Origin of the sequence: Streptomyces sp. TRM64462 (assembly GCF_013362995.1) — a bacterium.
In the GTDB taxonomy this organism is placed as follows: Bacteria; Actinomycetota; Actinomycetes; order Streptomycetales; family Streptomycetaceae; genus Streptomyces.
The window spans coordinates 1-22,085 of record NZ_JABWDV010000052.1; the positions used below are offsets into that span (position 1 = coordinate 1).

Genomic DNA, 22,085 nt, shown 5'->3' on the forward strand with positions numbered 1-22,085 from the left:
CCGCTGCCGGCCAGCAGCACGACCCGGGCCCCGTACACCCGCCCGAGCAGCCCGGCGCAGGCCGCGGCGAGCCCGGCGACGGCACGCTGCATGAGCGCGCCCTCCGGGAGCCGGGCCATCAGGGCGGCCTCGGCGGCCCGGACGCTCTCCACGCGATAAGCAGTACGCATACAGGTTCAGCCCCCTACGGGCCTCTCCCCTCCTCGGCTCACGGGCACCTCCGCTCGACGACGTCAGCCAAACGTCCTCCGCTGGACGCCCAGCGCTCGACGCCCTCCGCTCAACCCTCGGCGATGACCACGGCCGACGCCACCCCCGCGTCGTGACTGAGCGACACGTGCCAGCTCCGCACCCCCAGCTCGGCGGCGCGCGCGGCGACCGTGCCGCGCACCCGCAGCCGGGGCTGCCCGCTGTCCTCGACGTACACCTCGGCGTCCGTCCAGTGCAGCCCCGGCGGCGCGCCGAGCGCCTTGGCGATGGCCTCCTTGGCCGCGAACCGGGCGGCGAGCGAGGCGACACCGCGCCGCTCACCACTGGGCAGCAGCAACTCCCGCTCCAGGAAGAGCCGTTCCGCGAGGTGCGGCGTACGCTCCAGCGCCTGCGCGAACCGGTCGATCTCGGCGACGTCGATCCCCACCCCGATGATCATTCGACGGTGACCGACTTCGCGAGGTTGCGGGGCTGGTCGACCTCGTTGCCGCGGGCCGTGGCCAGCTCGCAGGCGAAGACCTGCAACGGCACGGTGGAGACCAGCGGCTGAAGGAGTGTCGGCGTCGCGGGGACGCGGACGAGATGGTCGGCGTACGGGACGACGGCCTCGTCGCCCTCCTCGGCGATCACGATGGTGCGGGCGCCGCGGGCGCGGATCTCCTGGATGTTCGACACGATCTTGCCGTGCAGGACGGACCGCCCGCGCGGCGACGGCACGACGACGACCACGGGCAGGCCGTCCTCGATGAGGGCGATGGGCCCATGCTTCAGCTCGCCGGCGGCGAACCCCTCGGCGTGCATGTAGGCGAGCTCCTTGAGCTTCAACGCCCCTTCGAGCGCGACCGGGTAGCCGACGTGCCGGCCCAGGAACAGCACCGTGTCGTGGCCGGCGAGTGACCGCGCCAGCTCCCGTACGGGCTCCATGGTGCCGAGCACGCGCTCGACGTCCTCCGCGATCCGGGACAGGTCGCGGATGACGGCCCTGATCTCGTCGCCCCATTTGGTGCCGCGCACCTGCCCCAGGTAGAGCGCGACGAGGTAGCAGGCGACGAGCTGGGTGAGGAACGCCTTCGTGGAGGCGACGGCGACCTCCGGCCCGGCGTGCGTGTACAGCACGGCGTCCGACTCGCGGGGGATGGTGGACCCGTTGGTGTTGCAGATGGCGAGGACGCGGGCGCCCTGCTCACGGGCGTGCCGCAGAGCCATCAGGGTGTCCATGGTCTCGCCGGACTGGGAGATGGCGATGACGAGGGTGCGCTGGTCGAGGATCGGGTCGCGGTAGCGGAACTCGCTGGCCAGCTCGACCTCGCAGGGCATGCGGGTCCAGTGCTCGATGGCGTACTTGGCGATGAGCCCGGCGTGGAAGGCGGTGCCGCACGCGACGATGACGACCTTGGTGGCCTCGCGCAGCGCGGCGGCCGGGATGCGGACCTCGTCGAGGGTGAGCGACCCGGCGGCGTCGATGCGCCCGAGGAGGGTGTCCGCGACGGCCTTCGGCTGCTCGGCGATCTCCTTGAGCATGAAGTGGTCGTAGCCGCCCTTCTCGGCGGCGGACGCGTCCCAGTCGACGTGGTAGGACCGTACGTCGGCGGGCACCCCGTCGAAGTCGGTGACCGTGACCGCGTCCCGGCGCAGCTCGACGACCTGGTCCTGGCCGAGCTCGATGGCTGACCGGGTGTGTGCGATGAACGCGGCGACGTCGGACGCGAGGAACGCCTCGCCCTCGCCGACGCCGACCACGAGCGGCGAGTTGCGGCGGGCGCCCACCACGACGTCCGGTTCGTCGGCGTGGACGGCGACGAGCGTGAACGCCCCTTCGAGGCGCCGGCACACGTGGCGCATGGCCTCGGTGAGGTCGGCGGTGGACGAGTGGGCCTCGGCGAGCAGATGGGCGACGACCTCGGTGTCGGTCTCCGACTCCAGGGTGTGCCCGCGCTCCTCCAGCTCGGCGCGCAGGACGGCGAAGTTCTCGATGATGCCGTTGTGGACGACGGCGACGCGGCCCGCGTTGTCGAGGTGCGGGTGCGCGTTGGTGTCGGTCGGCCCGCCGTGCGTGGCCCACCGGGTGTGTCCGATACCGGTGGACCCGCTCGGCAGGGGCCGACTGACGAGTTCCTTCTCCAGGTTGACGAGCTTTCCGGCTTTCTTGGCCGCCGCGAGCCCGCCGTCGGCGAGCACGGCGACACCCGCCGAGTCGTAGCCCCGGTACTCAAGCCGCTTCAGGCCCGCGATGACGACATCAAGCGCCGACTGCCCGCCGACGTATCCCACGATTCCGCACATGGCGGCAGCCTACGACCCCGGCGGGCGCACCCACGTCAGCCCAGCTTGGCGAGCTTGCCGACCTGCGCGTCGATGACGGCGGTGGGCAGCGGGAGGTCCTTGGCACCGCTCATCGCGGCACCGAGGTTGACGACGCCGAACGAGGCGAGCGTCTGGCCGTGGCGCACGAGCACCAGCTTGAGCGGCAGCTCGTCGCCGTCCGCGTCGGTGATCAGCGCCCAGCCCGCGGCCTCCTGGCCGCCCGACACCTTCTCCTCCTCGACCCGCAGGACCTTCGTCGGCTCGCCCTTGACGGTGGCGGTGAAGCCGCCGGCGCAGGCGGTGGCCGCGGTACGCAGGGAGGCCAGCGCCTCTTCGGCACCCTTGCCGTCGTAGGAGGACAGCCCGTCGATCACGACGTTGACCGAGAAGGCGTCCTTGACGGAGTTCTCCATGTCCTTGAGGGCCTTGTCCAGCTCCTCCTCCGTCATGTCCCCGAGCTTCTTGTCCTTGGCCGGGTCCTGGGAGGCGGCACCGCCGGGGTCCGTGCTCGCGGGCTCCTGGACGACCTTCCGCTGGACGGCGGCGGCGGGGCTGCCGGGCTTCGCCGTGTACCAGGCGTCCGCCAGCGGCTTGCACTCGGCCTTGTCGACCGTGACGGCCCCGGCATCGACCAGGTCGGCGGGCCCGGCCTTCTCGACCTTGTACCCGGGGACGTCGCCCTGGGCAAGCGCGGCCTTCTCCAGTTCGGCGGCGGTCAGCGCCTTGGCGGCGGACGCGTTCTTCGCCTTGTCCCCGGCGCCGGCGTCCTTGCCGCCCTCCTTGCCGCCTTCCTTGTCACCCCCGCACGCGGTGACGAGCAGGGCGAGGGACACCGCGGAGGCGGCGACGGCGGAACGGCGGATGAAGGAGGCTCGCATGGCACAACTTTCTGTGTGAATGTTGTGGACACGATAAGTGGGGCTCCTCGCAAAATGATCACGGCACGTCATCCCGGTACCGGACCGTGGTCGGACCGTGATCGGCGCACCCCGCCCGGCCGTACCGCGGGCGCGCCCACGTGACCGACCCCACCCCCCACACCGCGCCCGTACGACCGACAATGGCCGTGTGATCACTTCGCCGCCACGGAGCAGCACACCGCCGCCGGGCAACGGCACCCCGCGCCGGGCCGAGTCGACGCCGTACGTCGACCTCACCCGCGAGGAGTGGAGCGCGCTGCGCGACAAGACGCCGCTGCCGCTCAGCGCCGAGGAGGTGGAGCGGCTGCGCGGGCTCGGCGACGTCATCGACCTGGACGAGGTCCGTGACATCTACCTGCCGCTGTCCCGGCTCCTCAACCTCTACGTGGGCGCGACCGCGAACCTGCGCGGCGCGCTCAACACGTTCCTCGGCGAGAAGGGCGCCCAGCGCGGCACGCCGTTCGTGATAGGCGTCGCCGGGTCCGTCGCCGTCGGCAAGTCGACCGTCGCCCGCCTCCTCCAGGCGCTGCTGGCCCGCTGGCCGGAGCACCCGCGCGTGGAGCGCGTCACGACGGACGGGTTCCTGCTGCCGATGAAGGAGCTGCGGGCGCGCGGCCTGATGTCCCGCAAGGGTTTCCCGGAGTCGTACGACCGGAGGGCGCTCACCCGGTTCGTCGCCGACGTCAAGGCCGGCAAGGAGGAGGTGTCCGCGCCCGTCTACTCGCACCTGATCTACGACATCGTGCCCGGCGAGCGGCTCACGGTGCGCCGCCCCGACATCCTGATCGTCGAGGGCCTGAACGTCCTCCAGCCGGCGCTGCCCGGCAAGGACGGGCGCACCCGGGTCGGCCTCGCCGACTACTTCGACTTCTCCGTGTACGTGGACGCGCGGCCCGAGGACATCGAGCGCTGGTACCTGAATCGTTTCCGCAAGCTGCGCGCGACGGCGTTCCAGGACCCGTCCTCGTACTTCCGGAAGTACACGCAGGTCACCGAGGACGAGGCGCTCGACTACGCCCGCACGATGTGGCGGACCATCAACAAGGTGAACCTGCTGGAGAACGTCGCCCCGACGCGCGGCCGCGCCAACCTCGTCGTCCGCAAGGGCCCCGACCACAAGGTGCAGCGGCTGTCCCTGCGCAAGCTCTGAGCCCGTACGCCGACGCCAGACCCGTACGCAAGGCGCCCCGCCGGTGCGTTCACCGGCGGGGCGCCTTCACGTTCGGCGGGTGGGGGCGTCGCGTCAGCCCAGCGAGGCCTTCACCGCGTCCGCGAGCTGCCCGGCCACCGAGCGGGCCTGCTCGATGTCGGCGGCCTCGACCATGACCCGTACGAGGGGCTCCGTGCCCGACGGGCGCAGCAGGACGCGGCCGGTGGTGCCGAGCACGCGCTCGGCGTCCGCGACCGCGACGCCCAGCTCCGCGGAGGTCTTCACACGGCTCTTGTCGACGTCCTTGACGTTGATCAGCACCTGCGGCAGCCGCTCCATGACCCCGGCCAGCTCCGCCAGCGTGCGCCCGGTCGCCGCGACGCGCGCCGCCAGCAGCAGACCGGTCAGGGTGCCGTCGCCGGTGGTGGCGTGGTCCAGGACGATGACGTGCCCGGACTGCTCGCCGCCCAGCGCGTACCCCTTGTCCTTCAGCTCCTCCAGCACATAGCGGTCGCCGACCGCGGTCTGGACGAGCTGGAGGCCCTCGCGCTCCATGGCGAGCTTGAAGCCCAGGTTCGACATGACGGTCGCGACAACGGTGTCGCCGCGCAGCGTGCCGGCCTCGCGCATGGCGAGGGCCAGGACGGCGAGGATCTGGTCGCCGTCGACCTCGGCGCCCGTGTGGTCCACGGCCAGGCAGCGGTCGGCGTCGCCGTCGTGCGCGATGCCCAGGTCGGCGCCGTGCTCGACGACGGCGGCCCGCAGCATCTCCAGGTGCGTGGAGCCGCAGCCGTCGTTGATGTTGAGCCCGTCGGGCGTGGCGCCGATGGTGACGACCTCGGCCCCGGCCTGCGTGAACGCGGCGGGCGAGACATGCGACGCGGCGCCGTGCGCCTCGTCCAGGACGATCTTGAGACCGTCGAGCCGGTTCGGCAGGACGGACAGCAGATGGGCGACGTACTCGTCGGCGCCCTGCCCGTAGTCCTTGACGCGGCCGACGCCGGCGCCGGTCGGGCGGTCCCACGGCTCACCGGTGCGGTGCTGCTCGTACACCGCCTCGATCCTGTCCTCCAGCTCGTCGGCCAGCTTGTGGCCGCCGCGCGCGAAGAACTTGATGCCGTTGTCGGGCATGGCGTTGTGCGAGGCGGACAGCATGACGCCCAGGTCGGCGCCGAGCGCGCCGGTCAGGTAGGCGACGGCGGGGGTGGGCAGCACGCCCACACGCAGCACGTCGACGCCCGCGCTGGCGAGGCCGGCCACGACGGCGGCCTCCAGGAACTCTCCCGACGCACGCGGGTCACGCCCGACCACCGCGGTCGGCCGATGGCCCTCGAAGGTCCCCGCCTCGGCGAGCACATGCGCCGCAGCGACCGACAGGCCGAGCGCCAGCTCCGCCGTCAGATCCGCGTTGGCGACACCGCGCACACCGTCCGTGCCGAAGAGTCGTCCCACAGCTGTCCTCCATTGCGATCCACGGGCGTACCCTGCGACGCCCGCCAAATGCCCCCACAACGGGGCACGCCCCGGCGGCACGGGAGTGCCGCCGGGGCGGGTGGTACCAGCAGACCGAGCAGGCGCGAAGATTAGCGCTTGCTGTACTGCGGGGCCTTGCGGGCCTTCTTCAGACCGGCCTTCTTGCGCTCGACGGCACGGTCGTCGCGGCTCAGGAAGCCGGCCTTCTTCAGCGGGCCGCGGTTGTTGTCCACGTCCGCCTCGTTCAGGGCGCGGGCCACGCCGAGGCGCAGGGCGCCGGCCTGGCCGGAGACACCGCCACCCGCGATGCGGGCGATGACGTCGTAGCGGCCCTCGAGCTCGAGCACCTTGAAGGGCTCGTTGACTTCCTGCTGGTGCACCTTGTTCGGGAAGTAGTCCTCGAGGGTGCGACCGTTGATCTTCCACTTGCCGGTGCCCGGAACGATCCGGACGCGGGCGATGGCGTTCTTGCGGCGGCCCAGGCCGGCGGCCGGCTGCGGCTCGCCGAAGCGGGACGCGAGGGACTCGGAGGTGTACTCGCCCTCGACGGGGGCCTCCGACTCGAAGGTGGTGACCTCGGCGTAGGTCTCCTCGCCCTCGATGGGGTTCTCAACAGTGGTCTCGGCCACGATGCTCCTCAGATTCTTTTCGTCTTAGGGGGTGGCCGGACTTACTGCGCGACCTGGGTGATCTCGAACGGGACCGGCTGCTGAGCAGCGTGCGGGTGGTTCTCACCCGCGTAGACCTTCAGCTTCGAGAGCATCTGGCGGCCCAGGGTGTTCTTGGGGAGCATGCCCTTGACGGCCTTCTCGATGGCCTTCTCGGGGTTCTTCTCGAGGAGCTCGTCGTAGCGGACGGAGCGCAGACCACCCGGGTAGCCGGAGTGGCGGTACGCCATCTTCTGGGTCCGCTTGTTGCCGGACAGGTGCACCTTGTCGGCGTTGATGATGATGACGAAGTCACCAGCGTCGACGTGCGGCGCGTAGATCGGCTTGTGCTTGCCCCGGAGGAGGGTGGCGGCGGTGGAGGCCAGGCGGCCCAGGACGACGTCCTGGGCGTCAATGACGTGCCACTGGCGAGTGACATCGCCGGGCTTGGGGCTGTACGTACGCACGGTCGTAGCCTTCGCTTCTTCAGTGAGTGGGTCCTGTCAAGGCCACCACGGACGATCACGACAGCCATGACCACACGTCGGTGACGCAAACCGAGTGCAGGTCGCTGGTCATCGGCCCGGTGGACCGGCGTAACGGCCTCTCACGTGAGATCGAGCAAGCCAGTACGCATAACGAACCAAGAGAATACGCGCCGCCACCCGCACGGGTCAAAACGACGACCCCGAGCCCCCCACTACCGCACCCGCTCCACCCTCCGCTCGTCCCACACCGGCTCCGGCGTTTCCCGTACGACGCCGTCCGCGCCGAACACCAGATACCGGTCGAAGGACCGGGCGAACCAGCGGTCGTGCGTCACCGCAAGCACCGTCCCCTCGAACGCCTCAAGCCCCGCCTGCAGCGCCTCCGCCGACTCCAGGTCCAGGTTGTCCGTCGGCTCGTCCAGCAGCAGCGCCGTCGCACCCGACAGCTCCAGGAGCAGGATCTGGAAGCGTGCCTGCTGGCCGCCGGAGAGGCGGCCGAAGGGCTGGTCGCCCTGGGCCTCCAGCTCGTAGCGGCGCAGCACGGACATCGCGCCGCCGCGGTCCTTGGCGTGCTCGGTCCACAGGATGTCGACGAGGGCGCGGCCCTCCAGCTCCGGGTGGGCGTGGGTCTGCGCGAAGTGGCCCGGTACGACGCGGGCGCCCAGCTTCCACGCGCCCGTGTGCGCCACCGACGCGTCGCCCGCCAGGAGCCGCAGGAAGTGCGACTTGCCGGACCCGTTCGAGCCCAGGACGGCGACCCGCTCCCCGTAGAAGACCTCCAGGTCGAAGGGGCGCATCAGGCCCTTCAGCTCCAGCGCCTCGCACGTCACCGCCCGCACCCCGGTGCGGCCGCCGCGCAGCCGCATGCGGATGTCCTGCTCGCGCGGCGGCTCCGGCGGCGGTCCCGCCTCCTCGAACTTCCGCAGCCGCGTCTGCGCCGCCGCGTACCGGGACGCCATCTCATGGCTGACGGACGCGGCCTGCCGCAGGTTGACCACCAGCTTCTTCAGCTGGGCGTGCTTCTCCTCCCAGCGCCGCTTCAGCTCCTCGAACCGCGCGAACCGCTCCCGCCGCGCCTCGTGGAACGTCCCGAAGCCCCCGCCGTGCACCCACACGTCCGACCCGGCCGGGCCCGGCTCCACCGCGACGATCTTCTGCGCGGCCCGCGCGAGCAGCTCCCGGTCGTGCGAGACGAACAGCACGGTCTTGCGCGTCTCCCCCAGCCGCTCCTCCAGCCACCGCTTGCCCGGCACGTCCAGGTAGTTGTCCGGCTCGTCCAGCAGCAGCACCTCGTCCGGGCCGCGCAGCAACGCCTCAAGCACCAGCCGCTTCTGCTCGCCGCCGCTCAGCGTGCGCACCTCGCGGAACTGCGCCTTCTCGTACGGGACGCCCAGCGCGGCCATGGTGCACATGTCCCACAGCGTCTCGGCCTCGTACCCGCGCGCCTCCGCCCAGTCGCTGAGCGCCTGCGCGTACCGCATCTGCGCGGCCTCGTCGTCCACCGTCATGATCAGGTGCTCGGCCGCGTCGACCGCCCGCGCCGCCTCCCTGATGCACGGCTGCGCCACGGACACCAGCAGGTCCCGCACGGTCCGCTCGTCCCGTACGGAGCCCACGAACTGCGGCATCACCCCGAGCCCGCCACTCACCGTCACGGTCCCGCCGTGCGGCTGCAGCTCCCCCGCGATCAGCCGCAGCAGCGTCGACTTGCCCGCCCCGTTCGCCCCGACGAGGGCCACCACGGCCCCCTCGCCCACCCGGAACGACGCGTCACCGAGCAGCGCCCGCCCGTCCGGCAGGAAGTACTCCAGATGCGCCACCTCGACATGTCCCATGGCGCGCATTGTCCCGGGGGACCGGCCGCGGGCCCAACTCCTTTACGGCCGCCGCGGCCGGTCTAGGATGCGCGGCATGAGCTTTGGGGGACCGCAGTGGCCGCAGGAGCCGCACCAGCAGAACAACGGCGGCTACGGCCACGACCCGTACGGCCAGCAGCCCCCGTACGGCGAGCAGCCCTCGTACGGGCAGCACAACCCCCCATACAGCGGCCCGCAGCAGCCGTACGGCGCGCAGCAGCCACCGCCCCTCTCACCCTCGCCCTCGCCTTTCGACCCGGCCTCCGGCTCCGGCACCCCCGACTGGGGCGCGCTCGCCGAGGCGTCGGCGGCCCGCCAGCGGCGTAAGCGCTGGCTCTTCGCCGGCGTCGGGGTCCTCGCCACCGCCGCCATCGCGAGCGGCGTCGCCTACGCCGTCATCTCCACCAACAAGAGCGCCGACGACAAGGCGGCCGGCACGACCGGCAGCAGCCTCCCCGCCCCGCCCGGCGGCGCCGAGCTGCCGTCCGACACGACCGGCCCCCAGCCGTCTTTCTCCTCGGTCGCGCCGCCGCCCCCGCCGAACCCGATGGACTTCATCTCCACCGCCGAGAAGGACAAGGCCCCGCTCACCGCGGACGGCCTCTTCCCCGGCAAGAAGCTCACCGTCGGTGACCGCGTCTACCGCAAGGGCGCCACCAGCTCCACCACGAACTGCGCGTCCGTCGGCAAGGACGGCCTCGGCACGGTCCTGACCCAGCACGGCTGCACCCGCGTCATCCGCGCCACGTACGAGAAGGACGGCGTCGCCGTCACCGTCGGCGTGGCCCTCTTCGCCGACCAGGCGGCCGCCCTGAAGGCGAAGGACGCGGCACGGGGCGGCATCGCCCCGCTCGCCGGCGACGGCATCGGGGACTTCTGCCGCGCCACCGTCTGTCTGCGCCGTTCGAACGCGCTGGGCCGCTACGCGTACTTCACGCAGGCCGGCTTCACCGACGGCCGCAAGGTCACGAAGTCCGACACGGCCGTCTTCAAGACCAGCGACGACCTCGGCACCTTCGCCTTCAACCAGATCTACGCCCGCGGCCGCGCCCAGGCGTCAGCAGCAGCCACCGCGCCCGCGGCCGGCGGGCAGTGACGGCAGGGAACGCTTGTTGCGGGCCTCCAGGTTCCGTGCGGCCAGCAGCTCGTCGGCCGGGTAACCGACCTCCTCCAGCGTGAGCCCGTGCGGCCGTACGACATGCACGGCGGAGTCCCGCACACCCGCGGCCAGCACCTTCGCGGGCCAGTCCACCGGCCGGTGCCCGTCGCCGACGAACAGCATGGCGCCGACCAGGGACCGCACCATGTTGTGGCAGAAGGCATCGGCCCGCACGGTGGCCTCCAGCACCCCGCCGGGCAGCCGCTCCCACCGCAGCTCCTGGAGCGTACGGATGGTGGTCGCCCCGTCACGCTTCTTGCAGTACGCGGCGAAGTCGTGCTCGCCCAGCAGCCGCTCGGCGGCCGCGTTCATGGCGTCCATGTCGAGCGCCCAGTCGTGCCACAGGACGTGTCCGCGCAGCAGCGGGTCGACGCCGCCCGGGTTGTCCGTGACACGGTAGGCGTAGCGCCGCCAGATCGCCGAGAACCGGGCGTTGAAACCGCTCGGCGCCTCCTCGACCCGCCACACCCGTACGTCGTGCGAGAGCCGCCCCGCGAGCCGCCGCAGCAGCTTCTCGCGGTGCTCCGCCCACACGGCCTCGGGCAGGTCGACGTGGGCGACCTGGCCACGGGCGTGCACCCCGGCGTCGGTGCGGCCGGCGACGGTCAGCTCGTACGTCTCCGAGGACCGCGTGACGGTACGCAGGGCGTCCTCGATCTCGCCCTGCACGGTGCGCCGCCCGCCGGGCTGCTTGGCCCAGCCGTGGAAGTCCTTGCCGTCGTAGGACAGATCCAGCCGCACCCGTACGCACCCGGGCTCCACCTCATCGCTCACGCGATCGATCCTCTCAAACCGTGGACAACACGGAACGGGCCCGCCCCCACGAGGGAGCGGACCCGTCCGTCAGCCGTTCAGAACGCCTCAGGCGTCCTTCGACTCCTCAGCCGGAGCCTCGGTGGCGGCGGCCTCGTCGGCCTCCTTCACCGCGCGCTTGGTCGCGGCCTCGGCCTCGGCGACGGTCGCCTTCTTGGCGATCTCACCCTCGACCAGCTCGATGACCGCCATCGGGGCGTTGTCGCCACGGCGGTTACCGATCTTGGTGATACGGGTGTAGCCACCCGGGCGCTCGGCGTAGCGCGGAGCGATCTCGGTGAAGAGCGTGTGGACGACGCCCTTGTCCGTGATCGTCTGCAGCACCAGGCGACGGTTGTGGATGTCGCCCTTCTTCGCCTTGGTGATCAGGCGCTCGGCGACCGGACGCAGGCGGCGGGCCTTGGCCTCGGTCGTGGTGATGCGGCCGTGCTCGAAGAGCGACTTCGCGAGGTTCGCGAGGAGCAGCTTCTCGTGCGCGGCGCTGCCGCCCAGACGGGCACCCTTGGCGGGCTTCGGCATGGTGTTTCTCCTTGTGATCTGCACCGGCCGTATCAGGTACCGGTGTCAGGACCCCGCAGGCGGACGCCTGCGGGCAGCTATCGCTGGAGCCGTACGGCTCCAGCCGTCAGTACTGCTCGGTCTCGACGAAGCCCGCGTCCGCGTCGTCGTCGGCGCCGAAGGCGTCGGCGGCGGCGGTCGGGTCGAATCCGGGCGGGCTGTCCTTGAGGGCCAGGCCCATGCCGGCCAGCTTCGCCTTGACCTCGTCGATCGACTTCGCGCCGAAGTTGCGGATGTCGAGCAGGTCGGCCTCGGAGCGGGCGACGAGCTCACCCACAGAGTGGATGCCCTCACGCTTGAGGCAGTTGTACGACCGAACGGTGAGCTCCAGCTCCTCGATCGGCAGCGCCAGGTCGGCGGCGAGGGCGGCGTCCGTGGGGGACGGGCCCATGTCGATGCCCTCGGCGTCGATGTTGAGCTCGCGGGCCAGGCCGAACAGCTCGACCAGGGTCTTGCCGGCGGACGCCATGGCGTCACGCGGGCGCATGGCCTGCTTGGTCTCGACGTCGACGATCAGCTTGTCGAAGTCGGTGCGCTGCTCGACACGCGTGGCCTCGACCTTGTACGTGACCTTGAGCACCGGCGAGTAGATGGAGTCGACCGGGATACGGCCGATCTCCTGGCCCACCTGCTTGTTCTGCACGGCGGAGACGTAGCCGCGACCGCGCTCGACGGTCAGCTCCATCTCCAGCTTGCCCTTGCCGTTGAGCGTGGCGAGGACGAGGTCGGGGTTGTGCACCTCGACACCGGCCGGCGGCGCGATGTCGGCGGCGGTGACCAGACCCGGGCCCTGCTTGCGCAGGTACATCACGACGGGCTCGTCGTGCTCCGAGGAGACGACCAGCTGCTTGATGTTCAGGATGAGGTCGGTGACGTCCTCCTTGACGCCCGGCACGGTGGTGAACTCGTGCAGGACACCGTCGATGCGGATGCTGGTGACAGCGGCACCGGGGATGGAGGACAGGAGGGTACGGCGGAGGCTGTTGCCGAGGGTGTAGCCGAAGCCCGGCTCCAGCGGCTCGATGACGAACCGCGAGCGGTACTCGTCGACAACCTCTTCGGTCAGCGAGGGGCGCTGAGCGATCAGCATGGTGTTTTCCTTCAGTCGTGGACGCCCGCTATATGACGTCCTTCGGTACTGCAAGGGTACGGGCGGCACGCCCATAAAGAGACGTACCGCCCGGAACCTCAAGCAAAAGTGAAGCAGCCGACGTCAGACGCGGCGGCGCTTCGGCGGGCGGCAGCCGTACTGCGATTCCCGGGGGATGACCCCCGGGCCCCCAGCCGGACCGCCCTGTCGCGCAGCCGACGTCAGACGCGGCGGCGCTTCGGGGGGCGGCAGCCGTTGTGCGGGGTCGGCGTGACGTCCTGGATGGAGCCGACCTCGAGGCCGGTCGCCTGCAGGGAGCGGATCGCGGTCTCACGACCGGAGCCCGGGCCCTTGACGAAGACGTCGACCTTGCGCATGCCGTGCTCCTGGGCGCGACGCGCGGCCGACTCGGCGGCCATCTGCGCGGCGAACGGAGTCGACTTGCGGGAGCCCTTGAAGCCGACGTGGCCGGCGGAGGCCCAGGAGATCACGTTGCCGGTCGGGTCCGTGATGGACACGATCGTGTTGTTGAACGTGCTCTTGATGTGCGCGTGGCCGTGAGCGACGTTCTTCTTTTCCTTGCGGCGCACCTTCTTGGCAGCGCCCTGACGTCCCTTGGGGGGCATGTCTTGTTCTCCTACGGGAGGTGGTCGGTCCTACAGCGAAGACCGTGGACAGTCGTCCGCTGCGGACTACTTCTTGCCCGGCTTCTTCTTACCGGCGATGGCGCGACGCGGGCCCTTGCGGGTACGAGCGTTCGTGCTGGTGCGCTGACCGCGGACCGGCAGACCACGGCGGTGGCGCAGACCCTGGTAGCAGCCGATCTCGACCTTGCGGCGGATGTCGGCCTGGATCTCGCGGCGGAGGTCACCCTCCGTCTTGATGTTGTTGTCCACGTACTCGCGGATCTTGACCAGGTCCTCCTCGGACAGGTCGCGAACGCGGGTGTTGGGGTTCACACCGGTGGAGGCGAGGGTCTCCTGCGCCAGGGTGCGGCCAATGCCGAAGACGTAGGTGAGTGCGACCTCCACGCGCTTGTCGCGCGGGATGTCGACACCGGAAACGCGTGCCATTCAATGGCTCCTGTGTACTCGGGGGTCTTCCGCAGTACCGTTCCCGGCCGCCGACCCCTCTTGATCAAAAGAGGTGGTACGTTCCGGGTCCCCGGCCCCCGCCGGAGGTGTCGCCGGCCGGTTCGGCCCGGCGGGCACTGCGTATGTACGTATTTACTTGCGTCGCGCGTGATCTGCGGGTGCAGGTCGGTCGGCGTGCGTCAGCCCTGGCGCTGCTTGTGGCGCAGGTTGTCGCAGATGACCATGACCCGGCCGTGACGGCGGATCACCTTGCACTTGTCGCAGATCTTCTTGACGCTCGGCTTGACCTTCATGGGATGTGAGGTTCTCCGGGTCAGTGCCAGCACCCCGCAGGAGGGGGCGCGGACAAGATCTACTTGTAGCGGTAGACGATCCGCCCGCGCGTCAGGTCGTACGGAGACAGCTCCACGACGACCCGGTCATCCGGAAGGATACGGATGTAGTGCATCCGCATCTTGCCGCTGATGTGCGCGAGGACCTTGTGACCGTTCTGGAGCTCCACCTTGAACATGGCGTTCGGCAGGGACTCGATCACGGTGCCCTCAATCTCGATGGCACCTTGCTTCTTGGCCACGCTTCGCCCTTCGAATCGGCTACCTTGATCGACTCTCGCCGCCGCACGAAGACATGCGGGTATACGAGAGCCGACGCATCAGTCTACGTCAGGCCTCTCGAAAAGACGAATCAGCGCAGTCTGCCCACCCGACAAGATCCCTAAGCGGCCTGGGGCACGCAAGAGAGGAGTCGGGTGGGCAGGTGTGACAGGTTTGGCAGGTGCGCCGCACGCGGCCGTCAGGTCGGCGGGCCCGGGCCTCAGGCCAGCGGGTCCGGGGCCGTCGTGACGCCCAGCTCGGCCAAGCGGGCCTTGCCGCCGACCCATCCCTGACGCAGGCCTCGCGGGCTCGGCGCCGGGGGCGCCTCACAGGCTTCGGCCTGCTGTGGCGGACTCCGTCCGCCTGTCGGGCCTCAGGCCAGCGGGTCCGGGGCCGTCGTGACGCCCAGCTCGGCCAGGCGGGCCTTGCCGCCGTCCGGGGCCGTCAGGACCAGGGGGCCCTCCTCCGTGAGGGCGACCGAGTGCTCCCAGTGCGAGGACCAGGTGCCGTCCGTGGTGATGACGGTCCACTCGTCCTCCAGGACCTCCGTCTTCGGCGTGCCGAGCGACACCATCGGCTCGATCGCCAGACAGAACCCGGGCACCAGCTTCGGGCCCTTGCCGCGCTTGCGGGCGACGTAGTTCAGCAGGTGCGGGTCCATGTGCATCTCGGTGCCGATGCCGTGGCCGCCGTAGTCCTCGATGATCCCGTACTTGCCGCCGCCGGGCTTCGGCTGGCGGCGGATGTACGTCTCGATGGCCCGCGAGATGTCGACCAGCCGGTTGCCGTTCTTCATCGCGGCGATGCCGGCCCACATGGACGCCTCGGTCACCCGGGACAGCTCCACCAGCTCGGGCGCGTGCCCGGAGCCGACGAACGCGGTGTACGCGGCGTCGCCGTGCCAGCTGTCGACGACGGCGCCGGCGTCGATGGAGATGATGTCGCCGTCCTTGAGGACGACCTCGTCGCTGGGGATGCCGTGGACGACGACATCGTTCACGGACGTGCAGATGGTCGCGGGGAAGCCGCCGTACCCGAGGAAGTTCGACTTGGCGCCGTGGTCGGCGAGGACCTTGCGGGCGGCCTGGTCGAGGTCCTTGGTGGTGGCGCCCGGGACGGCCACCTCCCGGGTCGCCGCGTGGATGGCGGCGACGACCAGCCCCGCCTCGCGCATTTTCGCGATCTGCTCGGGGGTCTTGATCTGCACCATGGCGGCTGACGCCTTTCTCGGACTGTCTGGGACGGTGGGGCGGGGGCGGGGCGGGACACCGGAACGGGGTCCTCGTACCACGATACGGGCGAGCGGTACGGGCGGCTCACGCCCGGACAACGCTTCGGCCGCGGCACCCGAGGGGGCCGCGGCCGATACGCACGTGCGGGGCTCGCTTACGCGGCCTGCTGGCCGCGGAGGGCCTCCATGGCCCTGTCGGTCACGTCGTTGACCTTCCCGAGCGCGGAGATCGTCACGACCAGGCCCTGGGCCTTGTAGTGGTCGATGATCGGCTCGGTCTGCGTGTGGTAGACCTCGAGCCGCGTACGGACCGTGTCCTCGGAGTCGTCGTCGCGCTGGTACAGCTCGCCGCCGCAGATGTCGCAGACGCCCTCCTGCTTCGGCGGCGTGTACGTCGCGTGGAAGACGTGCGCGCTGTCGTTGCGGCAGATCCGGCGGCCGGCGATGCGCTTCACGACCTCGTCCTCGGAGACCTCCAGGTCGAGGACCGCGTCGAGCTTCATGCCCTCGGCGTCGAGCATCGCGTCCAGCGCCTGTGCCTGCGCCACGTTCCGCGGGAAGCCGTCCAGCAGGAAGCCGTTCACCGCGTCGGGCTGCTCCATGCGGTCCTTCGCCATGCCGATCGTGACCTCGTCGGGCACCAGGTTGCCGGCGTCCATGTACGCCTTCGCCTGCTTGCCCAGCTCTGTGCCCTGGCTGATGTTGGCCCGGAACAGGTCGCCCGTGGAGATGTGCGGAATCGAGAGATTCTTGGCGAGGAACGCGGCCTGCGTCCCCTTGCCTGCACCAGGCGGTCCGACGAGGACGATTCGCATCAGCGGAGGAACCCTTCGTAATTGCGCTGCTGGAGCTGGCTCTCGATCTGCTTCACGGTCTCCAGCCCCACACCCACGATGATCAGGATGCTCGTCCCGCCGAACGGGAAGTTGGCGTTCGCACCGCCGAAACCTGCCAACGCCATTGTCGGCACAAGAGCGATCAGACCCAGGTACAGCGATCCCGGCCAAGTGATCCGGTTGAGCACGTAGCTGAGGTACTCAGCAGTAGGTCGACCAGCCCGGATACCCGGGATGAAGCCACCATACTTCTTCATGTTGTCGGCGACTTCTTCGGGGTTGAAGGAGATGGCCACATAGAAGAAGGCGAAGAACACGATCAGGAAGAAGTAGATGACCGTGTGGATGGGCTTGCCGTCGACCATATGCTGCTGAATCCACGCAACCCACCCCGAGTTCGTGGTGCCCGCGAACTGGCCGATCAAGATCGGGATGTAGAGCAGCGACGAGGCGAAGATGACGGGAATCACACCCGCCTGGTTCACCTTGAGAGGGATGTACGTCGACGTGCCGCCGTACGAGCGGCGACCGATCATGCGCTTCGCGTACTGCACCGGAATGCGGCGCTGAGCCTGCTCGACGAAGACCACGAGGGCGACCATCACGAAGCCGATCAGGATGACCGTGCCGAACTCGATCCAGCCCTTCGCGAGCTTGCCGCTCAGCTTGATGGCCCACAGAGCGCCGGGGAAGCCGGCGGCGATCGAGATGAACATCAGGATCGACATGCCGTTGCCGATGCCGCGGTCGGTGATGAGCTCGCCGAGCCACATGACGAGCGCCGTACCGGCGGTCATCGTGATGACCATGGTGACGATCACGAAGATCGACTGGTCCGGCACGACCTGGTCCCGGACCGTGCAGCCGCTGAACAGCGCACCGCTCTTGGCGGTGGCGACCAGACCCGTGCCCTGCAGGATGGCGAGGGCGACGGTCAGGTAGCGGGTGTACTGCGTGATCTTGGCCTGGCCGGACTGGCCTTCCTTCTTGAGTGCCTCAAGACGCGGGATGACCACGGTCAGCAGCTGAAGGATGATGCTCGCCGTGATGTACGGCATGATGCCGAGCGCGAAGATGGTGATCTGCAGCAGCGCACCACCGCTGAACATGTCCATCAGGCCGAGCAGGTTGTTGTTGCCCGACTGGGCCTGCTTGACACAGATCTGGACGTTCTCGTAGTTCACACCGGGAACGGGGATGTGCGCACCGAGCCGGTAGAGCACGATGATGCCGAGCGTGAAGAGCAGCTTCTTGCGCAGGTCGGGCGTCTTGAACGCCCGGGCGAACGCGGTGAGCACGGTGCCTCCTGCGACCCCCGCGTGACGCGCGTGAGGTGACGGTTTCGTAAGTGAGTAGATACCGAACACGGCAGCCACACGCCACACGAGCGCAGACTGCCGCATACCAACAGCGGCTACCATACCCGGCCGCCCCGGCGAGCGTGAAACGTCGCGGAGGCACGTCACGGGCAGCCGAGCCGACGGCGACCCGTTGGCCCCGAACATCCGGCTTGTGCCGGGAGCTCGGCTCTCTGCCAGGGCGAAGGCCACGATAAGTACCGCGGGAGCGGGCTCGTCAAGAGTGGTGGCCCCTAGAGGACGCTTGTTGACGCGGGCCCGGGTCCGTACCGCCTCCCCCGCCCGCGCCGCGTTCCGTACCGGCCTTCGTACGGGGCTTCGTACGGAAAGAGCCTGGCCGGCACCCCGCGAGGGGTACCGGCCAGGCTCTGTTCTGTCAGTACGAGACTCAGACGAGCTCGGTGACCGTGCCGCCGGCGGCGGCGATCTTCTCCTTGGCGGAGCCGGAGACGGCGTCGACCGTCACCTGCAGCGCCACGGAGATCTCGCCCTGGCCGAGCACCTTGACGAGCTGGTTCTTGCGAACCGCGCCCTTGGCGACCAGGTCGGCGACCGTGACCTCGCCACCCTCGGGGTAGAGGGAGGCGAGCTTGTCCAGGTTCACGACCTGGTACTCGGTCTTGAACGGGTTCTTGAAGCCCTTCAGCTTCGGGAGGCGCATGTGGAGGGGCATCTGGCCACCCTCGAAGCGCTCCGGAACCTGGTAACGGGCCTTCGTGCCCTTGGTACCACGACCGGCCGTCTTACCCTTCGACGCCTCACCACGACCCACACGGGTCTTGGCGGTCTTGGCGCCCGGGGCGGGACGGAGGTTGTGGATCTTGAGCGGGTTCTGCTCCGCCATGATCAGTCGACCTCCTCGACCGTCACGAGGTGGCGGACGGTGTGCACCATGCCGCGGAACTCGGGGCGGTCCTCCTTGACGACCACGTCGTTGACCCTCTTCAGGCCAAGCGAACGCAGCGTGTCACGGTGGTTCTGCTTGCTGCCGATGTACGACTTCGTCTGCGTGATCTTGAGGCGAGCCATTACGCACCCGCTCCCGCACGCGCACGCAGCAGAGCCGCGGGGGCGACGTCCTCGAGCGGCAGACCGCGGCGGGCCGCGATCTCCTCGGGACGCTGCAGGCCCTTCAGGGCCGCCACGGTCGCGTGCACGATGTTGATCGCGTTGTCGGAGCCCAGGGACTTCGACAGGATGTCGTGAACGCCGGCGCACTCCAGGACGGCACGCACCGGGCCACCGGCGATCACACCGGTACCGGGGGAAGCCGGCTTGAGCAGGACGACGCCCGCGGCCTTCTCACCCTGGATGGGGTGCGGGATGGTGCCCTGGATACGGGGGACCTTGAAGAAGTGCTTCTTGGCCTCCTCCACACCCTTGGCGATGGCGGCCGGCACCTCCTTGGCCTTGCCGTAACCGACACCCACGGTGCCGTCACCGTCGCCCACCACGACCAGCGCGGTGAAGCTGAAGCGACGACCACCCTTCACAACCTTGGCGACGCGGTTGATCGCGACGACGCGCTCAACGTACGCGGTCTTCTCGGCGGCAGCAGCGCCGCCGTCACGGCCCTTCCGGTCCCGCCGCTCGCCGCCACCGGCACCGCTTCCGCGGCGCTGGGGTCCAGCCATTGGAATTACCTCTCTTCGTTTTCCGCTGAGCTACGGAACCGGGCTCAGAACTTCAGGCCGGCTTCGCGGGCGGCGTCCGCCAGGGCGGCGATGCGCCCGGCGTACTGGTTACCGCCACGGTCGAACACGACAGCCTCGACGCCGGCGGCCTTGGCACGCTCGGCCACGAGCTGGCCGACCTGCTTCGCCTTCGACGACTTGTCGCCCTCGCCGCCGCGGATGGACGCGTCCAGGGTCGACGCCGACGCGAGGGTGTGCCCCGCGATGTCGTCGATGACCTGAGCGGTGATCCCACGGTTGGACCGGGTGACGACCAGGCGCGGACGCTCCGGCGTACCCGAGACCTTCTTGCGGATGCGGATGTGGCGACGCTTCAGAGCAGCGCCCTTGTAGGCCTTGCCCTTGGCAATCTTCACGCCGTATGCCATGGCTTACTTACCAGCCTTTCCGACCTTGCGGCGGATGACCTCGCCCGCGTACTTCACGCCCTTGGCCTTGTACGGGTCGGGCTTGCGCAGCTTGCGGATGTTCGCGGCGACCTCGCCGACCTTCTGCTTGTCGATGCCCTCGACCGAGAACTTGGTCGGCGACTCGACCTTGAACGAGATGCCCTCGGGCGCCTCGACGAGGATCGGGTGGCTGTAACCGAGCTGGAACTCCAGGTTGGAGCCCTTGGCGGCGACGCGGTAACCGACACCGCTGATCTCGAGCGCCTTCGTGTACCCCTGGGTCACACCGGTGATCATGTTGGCCACCAGCGTGCGGGACAGGCCGTGCAGGGCCTTGTTCTGACGCTCATCGTTCGGGCGGGTGACGTTCAGAACGCCGTCCTCACCCTTGACGATCTCGATGGGGGCGGCGACGGTGTGGCTGAGGGTGCCCTTGGGGCCCTTCACCTGGACCGTACGGCCATCGATGGTGACGTCCACACCGGCGGGAACCTGGATGGGGAGCTTGCCGATACGCGACATTGGCTTTTCCTCCGTTCCCGACTACCAGACGTAGGCGAGGACTTCCCCACCCACGCCCTTCTTCTGCGCCTGCTGGCCGGTCAGGAGGCCGTGCGACGTGGAGATGATCGCCACGCCGAGACCACCGAGGACCTTCGGCAGGTTGGTGGACTTCGCGTAGACCCGGAGACCGGGCTTCGAGATCCGCTTGATGCCCGCGATGGAGCGCTCACGGTTCGGGCCGAACTTCAGCTCGAGGACGAGGTTCTTACCGACCTCGGCGTCCTCGACCTTCCAGCCCGTGATGAAGCCCTCCTGCTTGAGGATCTCCGCGATGTGGGACTTGATCTTGCTGTGCGGCATCGTCACGGTGTCGTGGTACGCCGAGTTCGCGTTCCGCAGACGCGTAAGCATGTCTGCGATCGGATCAGTCATGGTCATGAATTGGCCTTCGGCCTCTCTCGCCGGGGTTTCCTGTATGCGCCATCCCTCTCCCCGCTCATGGGCGGGACGGGTGCGGTGCGGGGACCTACGGCGTAGTAAGTCGTACGGGCGGCAGGCGCCCAACCCCGCAAGCCTACGGCATGTGGGGAAGGGCTCCTGCCGACCAGATGCTTACCGAGAGCCCGGCATCAACCGAAGTCGGTTGTTACCAGGAGCTCTTGGTGACGCCCGGCAGCTCGCCGCGGTGAGCCATCTCACGAAGGCACACACGGCACAGGCCGAACTTGCGGTACACGGAGTGCGGCCGGCCGCAGCGCTGGCAGCGGGTGTAGGCACGCACACCGAACTTGGGCTTGCGAGCAGCCTTCGCGATCAGAGCCTTCTTCGCCATCTCGCTCACGCCTCCTTGAAGGGGAAGCCGAGGTGACGGAGGAGCGCGCGGCCCTCAGCGTCGTTGGTCGCCGTGGTGACCACGGTGATGTCCATACCCCGGACGCGGTCGATCTTGTCCTGGTCGATCTCGTGGAACATGACCTGCTCCGTGAGACCGAAGGTGTAGTTGCCACGGCCGTCGAACTGCTTGGGGGACAGACCACGGAAGTCGCGGATGCGCGGGAGCGCGAGCGACAGGGTGCGGTCCAGGAACTCCCACATGCGGTCGCCACGGAGCGTGACGTGGGCACCGATCGGCTGGCCCTCACGCAGCTTGAACTGCGCGATGGACTTGCGGGCCTTGGTGACGGCCGGCTTCTGACCGGTGATCGTGGTGAGGTCGCGGATGGCGCCCTCGATCAGCTTGGAGTCGCGGGCGGCGTCGCCCACACCCATGTTGACCACGATCTTGACGAGGCCCGGCACCTGCATGACGTTCTCGTACGAGAACTCCTCACGCAGCTTGCCGACGATCTCCTCGCGGTACTTCGTCTTGAGGCGCGGAGTGGTGGTGGTCGTCATCAGATGTCCTCACCCGTCCGCTTGGCAACGCGGATCTTGTTGCCCTCTTCGTCGAAGCGGTAACCGACGCGGGTCACGACCTTCTTGCCGTCCTTCTCCACGACGAGCTGAACGTTGCTCACGTGGATGGGGGCCTCGACCGTGACGATGCCGCCGGCCTGGGAGGCGCGGCCCGGCTGGTTCGCCTTGGTGTGCTTCTTGACCCGGTTGACACCCTCGACCAGGACGCGGTCCTCGCGGGGGTAGGCCGCGATGACCTTGCCCTGCTTGCCCTTGTCCTTGCCGGTGATGACCTGGACCAGGTCGCCCTTCTTGATCTTCAT

The 22,085-nt window shown here is 69.4% G+C and carries 28 protein-coding genes and 1 pseudogene; 2 read left to right on the forward strand and 27 right to left on the reverse strand.

The features are described 5' to 3' along the window. The 4 genes and pseudogenes from HTZ82_RS31930 to HTZ82_RS02320 form a co-directional block, all read right to left on the reverse strand. Positions 1-170, reverse strand: a pseudogene (locus HTZ82_RS31930) (bifunctional ADP-dependent NAD(P)H-hydrate dehydratase/NAD(P)H-hydrate epimerase); the annotation flags it as partial. 110 nt (positions 171-280) lie between these two features. Continuing rightward, entirely contained in the window at positions 281-649 is a 369-nt protein-coding gene (locus tag HTZ82_RS02310) for a holo-ACP synthase (RefSeq protein WP_175407561.1), read from the reverse strand. Beyond that, positions 646-2,493 carry a glutamine--fructose-6-phosphate transaminase (isomerizing) gene (glmS, locus tag HTZ82_RS02315; protein WP_175407562.1) on the reverse strand — a complete coding sequence of 616 codons (1,848 nt, stop codon included), beginning with the start codon at positions 2,491-2,493 and terminating at the stop codon, positions 646-648. Before glmS ends, HTZ82_RS02310 begins: the two co-directional genes overlap by 4 nt. Positions 2,494-2,528: 35 nt before the next feature. Continuing rightward, positions 2,529-3,392: a hypothetical protein gene (locus HTZ82_RS02320; RefSeq protein ID WP_175407563.1), complete on the reverse strand. Its 864-nt coding sequence runs from the start codon at positions 3,390-3,392 to the stop codon at positions 2,529-2,531. A gap of 190 nt (positions 3,393-3,582) precedes the next feature. On the opposite strand from HTZ82_RS02320, the gene coaA reads away from it, so the two are divergent. Next, positions 3,583-4,584: a type I pantothenate kinase gene (gene coaA / locus HTZ82_RS02325; RefSeq protein ID WP_175407564.1), complete on the forward strand. Its 1,002-nt coding sequence runs from the start codon at positions 3,583-3,585 to the stop codon at positions 4,582-4,584. A gap of 93 nt (positions 4,585-4,677) precedes the next feature. Here coaA and glmM read toward each other — a convergent pair whose 3' ends face one another. From glmM to HTZ82_RS02345, 4 genes are all read right to left on the reverse strand, one after another. Next, complete coding sequence (gene glmM, locus HTZ82_RS02330) at positions 4,678-6,036, reverse strand: phosphoglucosamine mutase (protein WP_175407565.1); 1,359 nt, start codon at positions 6,034-6,036, stop codon at positions 4,678-4,680. Between the two features lie 131 nt (positions 6,037-6,167). Beyond that, positions 6,168-6,686 carry a 30S ribosomal protein S9 gene (gene rpsI, locus HTZ82_RS02335; protein ID WP_175407566.1) on the reverse strand — a complete coding sequence of 173 codons (519 nt, stop codon included), beginning with the start codon at positions 6,684-6,686 and terminating at the stop codon, positions 6,168-6,170. A 41-nt stretch (positions 6,687-6,727) separates the two neighbouring features. Continuing rightward, positions 6,728-7,171: a 50S ribosomal protein L13 gene (gene rplM / locus HTZ82_RS02340; RefSeq protein WP_175407567.1), complete on the reverse strand. Its 444-nt coding sequence runs from the start codon at positions 7,169-7,171 to the stop codon at positions 6,728-6,730. Positions 7,172-7,404: 233 nt separating this feature from the next. Beyond that, positions 7,405-9,027 (reverse strand): ABC-F family ATP-binding cassette domain-containing protein, encoded by a 1,623-nt coding sequence (locus HTZ82_RS02345; RefSeq protein WP_175407568.1) that lies wholly within the window; start codon positions 9,025-9,027, stop codon positions 7,405-7,407. 76 nt (positions 9,028-9,103) lie between these two features. Between HTZ82_RS02345 and HTZ82_RS02350 the strand changes: the two genes are divergently transcribed. Then, on the forward strand, positions 9,104-10,144 hold the full coding sequence (locus tag HTZ82_RS02350) for a hypothetical protein (protein ID WP_175407569.1): 1,041 nt from the start codon (positions 9,104-9,106) through the stop codon (positions 10,142-10,144). Here HTZ82_RS02350 and truA read toward each other — a convergent pair. The 19 genes from truA to rplX all read right to left on the reverse strand — a co-directional run bounded on the left by truA (position 10,106) and on the right by rplX (position 22,085). Further along, positions 10,106-10,981: a tRNA pseudouridine(38-40) synthase TruA gene (truA, locus tag HTZ82_RS02355; RefSeq protein WP_175407570.1), complete on the reverse strand. Its 876-nt coding sequence runs from the start codon at positions 10,979-10,981 to the stop codon at positions 10,106-10,108. The two genes, HTZ82_RS02350 and truA, sit on opposite strands and share 39 nt — an antisense overlap. 87 nt (positions 10,982-11,068) lie before the next feature. Beyond that, entirely contained in the window at positions 11,069-11,539 is a 471-nt protein-coding gene (rplQ, locus tag HTZ82_RS02360; protein WP_175407571.1) for a 50S ribosomal protein L17, read from the reverse strand. Between the two features lie 106 nt (positions 11,540-11,645). Continuing rightward, positions 11,646-12,668: a DNA-directed RNA polymerase subunit alpha gene (locus tag HTZ82_RS02365; protein ID WP_003956430.1), complete on the reverse strand. Its 1,023-nt coding sequence runs from the start codon at positions 12,666-12,668 to the stop codon at positions 11,646-11,648. A 221-nt stretch (positions 12,669-12,889) separates the two neighbouring features. Beyond that, positions 12,890-13,294 (reverse strand): 30S ribosomal protein S11, encoded by a 405-nt coding sequence (rpsK, locus tag HTZ82_RS02370; RefSeq protein ID WP_003948617.1) that lies wholly within the window; start codon positions 13,292-13,294, stop codon positions 12,890-12,892. Positions 13,295-13,360: 66 nt separating this feature from the next. Next, positions 13,361-13,741: a 30S ribosomal protein S13 gene (gene rpsM, locus HTZ82_RS02375; protein WP_175407572.1), complete on the reverse strand. Its 381-nt coding sequence runs from the start codon at positions 13,739-13,741 to the stop codon at positions 13,361-13,363. A 200-nt stretch (positions 13,742-13,941) separates the two neighbouring features. Then, the gene (gene rpmJ / locus HTZ82_RS02380) at positions 13,942-14,055 is read right to left on the reverse strand and encodes a 50S ribosomal protein L36 (protein ID WP_003956441.1); all 114 of its coding nucleotides are present in this window, start codon (positions 14,053-14,055) and stop codon (positions 13,942-13,944) included. A gap of 59 nt (positions 14,056-14,114) precedes the next feature. After that, positions 14,115-14,336, reverse strand: coding sequence for a translation initiation factor IF-1 (gene infA, locus HTZ82_RS02385; RefSeq protein ID WP_003956442.1), 222 nt, complete (start codon positions 14,334-14,336; stop codon positions 14,115-14,117). A 392-nt stretch (positions 14,337-14,728) separates the two neighbouring features. Next, the gene (gene map / locus HTZ82_RS02390) at positions 14,729-15,565 is read right to left on the reverse strand and encodes a type I methionyl aminopeptidase (RefSeq protein ID WP_175407573.1); all 837 of its coding nucleotides are present in this window, start codon (positions 15,563-15,565) and stop codon (positions 14,729-14,731) included. Positions 15,566-15,741: 176 nt separating this feature from the next. Next, positions 15,742-16,401: an adenylate kinase gene (locus tag HTZ82_RS02395; RefSeq protein ID WP_175407574.1), complete on the reverse strand. Its 660-nt coding sequence runs from the start codon at positions 16,399-16,401 to the stop codon at positions 15,742-15,744. After that, entirely contained in the window at positions 16,401-17,720 is a 1,320-nt protein-coding gene (secY, locus tag HTZ82_RS02400; RefSeq protein WP_175407575.1) for a preprotein translocase subunit SecY, read from the reverse strand. The genes HTZ82_RS02395 and secY overlap by 1 nt, the downstream gene beginning before the upstream one ends. 448 nt (positions 17,721-18,168) lie before the next feature. Further along, positions 18,169-18,624, reverse strand: coding sequence for a 50S ribosomal protein L15 (rplO, locus tag HTZ82_RS02405; protein WP_175407576.1), 456 nt, complete (start codon positions 18,622-18,624; stop codon positions 18,169-18,171). Positions 18,625-18,626: 2 nt separating this feature from the next. Continuing rightward, positions 18,627-18,809, reverse strand: coding sequence for a 50S ribosomal protein L30 (gene rpmD, locus HTZ82_RS02410; protein WP_071273185.1), 183 nt, complete (start codon positions 18,807-18,809; stop codon positions 18,627-18,629). Beyond that, the gene (gene rpsE / locus HTZ82_RS02415) at positions 18,809-19,414 is read right to left on the reverse strand and encodes a 30S ribosomal protein S5 (RefSeq protein WP_005313527.1); all 606 of its coding nucleotides are present in this window, start codon (positions 19,412-19,414) and stop codon (positions 18,809-18,811) included. Before rpsE ends, rpmD begins: the two co-directional genes overlap by 1 nt. Positions 19,415-19,458: 44 nt before the next feature. Further along, on the reverse strand, positions 19,459-19,842 hold the full coding sequence (rplR, locus tag HTZ82_RS02420; RefSeq protein WP_149184900.1) for a 50S ribosomal protein L18: 384 nt from the start codon (positions 19,840-19,842) through the stop codon (positions 19,459-19,461). Positions 19,843-19,845: 3 nt separating this feature from the next. Beyond that, positions 19,846-20,385: a 50S ribosomal protein L6 gene (gene rplF, locus HTZ82_RS02425; RefSeq protein WP_175407577.1), complete on the reverse strand. Its 540-nt coding sequence runs from the start codon at positions 20,383-20,385 to the stop codon at positions 19,846-19,848. Between the two features lie 21 nt (positions 20,386-20,406). Beyond that, entirely contained in the window at positions 20,407-20,805 is a 399-nt protein-coding gene (gene rpsH, locus HTZ82_RS02430; RefSeq protein WP_010473942.1) for a 30S ribosomal protein S8, read from the reverse strand. 208 nt (positions 20,806-21,013) lie between these two features. Next, a complete protein-coding gene (locus HTZ82_RS02435; protein WP_003956452.1) occupies positions 21,014-21,199 on the reverse strand; it encodes a type Z 30S ribosomal protein S14 in 186 nt (61 codons plus the stop codon). Positions 21,200-21,204: 5 nt separating this feature from the next. Continuing rightward, positions 21,205-21,762: a 50S ribosomal protein L5 gene (gene rplE, locus HTZ82_RS02440; RefSeq protein WP_175407578.1), complete on the reverse strand. Its 558-nt coding sequence runs from the start codon at positions 21,760-21,762 to the stop codon at positions 21,205-21,207. Next, complete coding sequence (rplX, locus tag HTZ82_RS02445) at positions 21,762-22,085, reverse strand: 50S ribosomal protein L24 (RefSeq protein WP_175407579.1); 324 nt, start codon at positions 22,083-22,085, stop codon at positions 21,762-21,764. Before rplX ends, rplE begins: the two co-directional genes overlap by 1 nt.

What these genes read in the sequence shown, in the direction of transcription:
- rplX (WP_175407579.1), bottom strand. Translation starts at nt 22,085, where the DNA reads ATGAAGATCAAGAAGGGCGACCTGGTCCAGGTCATCACCGGCAAGGAC.
- map (WP_175407573.1), bottom strand. Translation starts at nt 15,565, where the DNA reads ATGGTGCAGATCAAGACCCCCGAGCAGATCGCGAAAATGCGCGAGGCG.
- rpsE (WP_005313527.1), bottom strand. Translation starts at nt 19,414, where the DNA reads ATGGCTGGACCCCAGCGCCGCGGAAGCGGTGCCGGTGGCGGCGAGCGG.
- HTZ82_RS02365 (WP_003956430.1), bottom strand. Translation starts at nt 12,668, where the DNA reads ATGCTGATCGCTCAGCGCCCCTCGCTGACCGAAGAGGTTGTCGACGAG.
- HTZ82_RS02395 (WP_175407574.1), bottom strand. Translation starts at nt 16,401, where the DNA reads ATGCGAATCGTCCTCGTCGGACCGCCTGGTGCAGGCAAGGGGACGCAG.
- HTZ82_RS02320 (WP_175407563.1), bottom strand. Translation starts at nt 3,392, where the DNA reads ATGCGAGCCTCCTTCATCCGCCGTTCCGCCGTCGCCGCCTCCGCGGTG.
- rplQ (WP_175407571.1), bottom strand. Translation starts at nt 11,539, where the DNA reads ATGCCGAAGCCCGCCAAGGGTGCCCGTCTGGGCGGCAGCGCCGCGCAC.
- rpsK (WP_003948617.1), bottom strand. Translation starts at nt 13,294, where the DNA reads ATGCCCCCCAAGGGACGTCAGGGCGCTGCCAAGAAGGTGCGCCGCAAG.
- HTZ82_RS02310 (WP_175407561.1), bottom strand. Translation starts at nt 649, where the DNA reads ATGATCATCGGGGTGGGGATCGACGTCGCCGAGATCGACCGGTTCGCG.
- rplF (WP_175407577.1), bottom strand. Translation starts at nt 20,385, where the DNA reads ATGTCGCGTATCGGCAAGCTCCCCATCCAGGTTCCCGCCGGTGTGGAC.
- HTZ82_RS02345 (WP_175407568.1), bottom strand. Translation starts at nt 9,027, where the DNA reads ATGGGACATGTCGAGGTGGCGCATCTGGAGTACTTCCTGCCGGACGGG.
- rplR (WP_149184900.1), bottom strand. Translation starts at nt 19,842, where the DNA reads ATGGCATACGGCGTGAAGATTGCCAAGGGCAAGGCCTACAAGGGCGCT.
- rpsM (WP_175407572.1), bottom strand. Translation starts at nt 13,741, where the DNA reads ATGGCACGCGTTTCCGGTGTCGACATCCCGCGCGACAAGCGCGTGGAG.
- glmS (WP_175407562.1), bottom strand. Translation starts at nt 2,493, where the DNA reads ATGTGCGGAATCGTGGGATACGTCGGCGGGCAGTCGGCGCTTGATGTC.
- rplO (WP_175407576.1), bottom strand. Translation starts at nt 18,624, where the DNA reads ATGGCGGAGCAGAACCCGCTCAAGATCCACAACCTCCGTCCCGCCCCG.
- HTZ82_RS02435 (WP_003956452.1), bottom strand. Translation starts at nt 21,199, where the DNA reads ATGGCGAAGAAGGCTCTGATCGCGAAGGCTGCTCGCAAGCCCAAGTTC.
- HTZ82_RS02350 (WP_175407569.1), top strand. Translation starts at nt 9,104, where the DNA reads ATGAGCTTTGGGGGACCGCAGTGGCCGCAGGAGCCGCACCAGCAGAAC.
- rpmJ (WP_003956441.1), bottom strand. Translation starts at nt 14,055, where the DNA reads ATGAAGGTCAAGCCGAGCGTCAAGAAGATCTGCGACAAGTGCAAGGTG.
- rpsH (WP_010473942.1), bottom strand. Translation starts at nt 20,805, where the DNA reads ATGACCATGACTGATCCGATCGCAGACATGCTTACGCGTCTGCGGAAC.
- rpmD (WP_071273185.1), bottom strand. Translation starts at nt 18,809, where the DNA reads ATGGCTCGCCTCAAGATCACGCAGACGAAGTCGTACATCGGCAGCAAG.
- rplE (WP_175407578.1), bottom strand. Translation starts at nt 21,762, where the DNA reads ATGACGACCACCACCACTCCGCGCCTCAAGACGAAGTACCGCGAGGAG.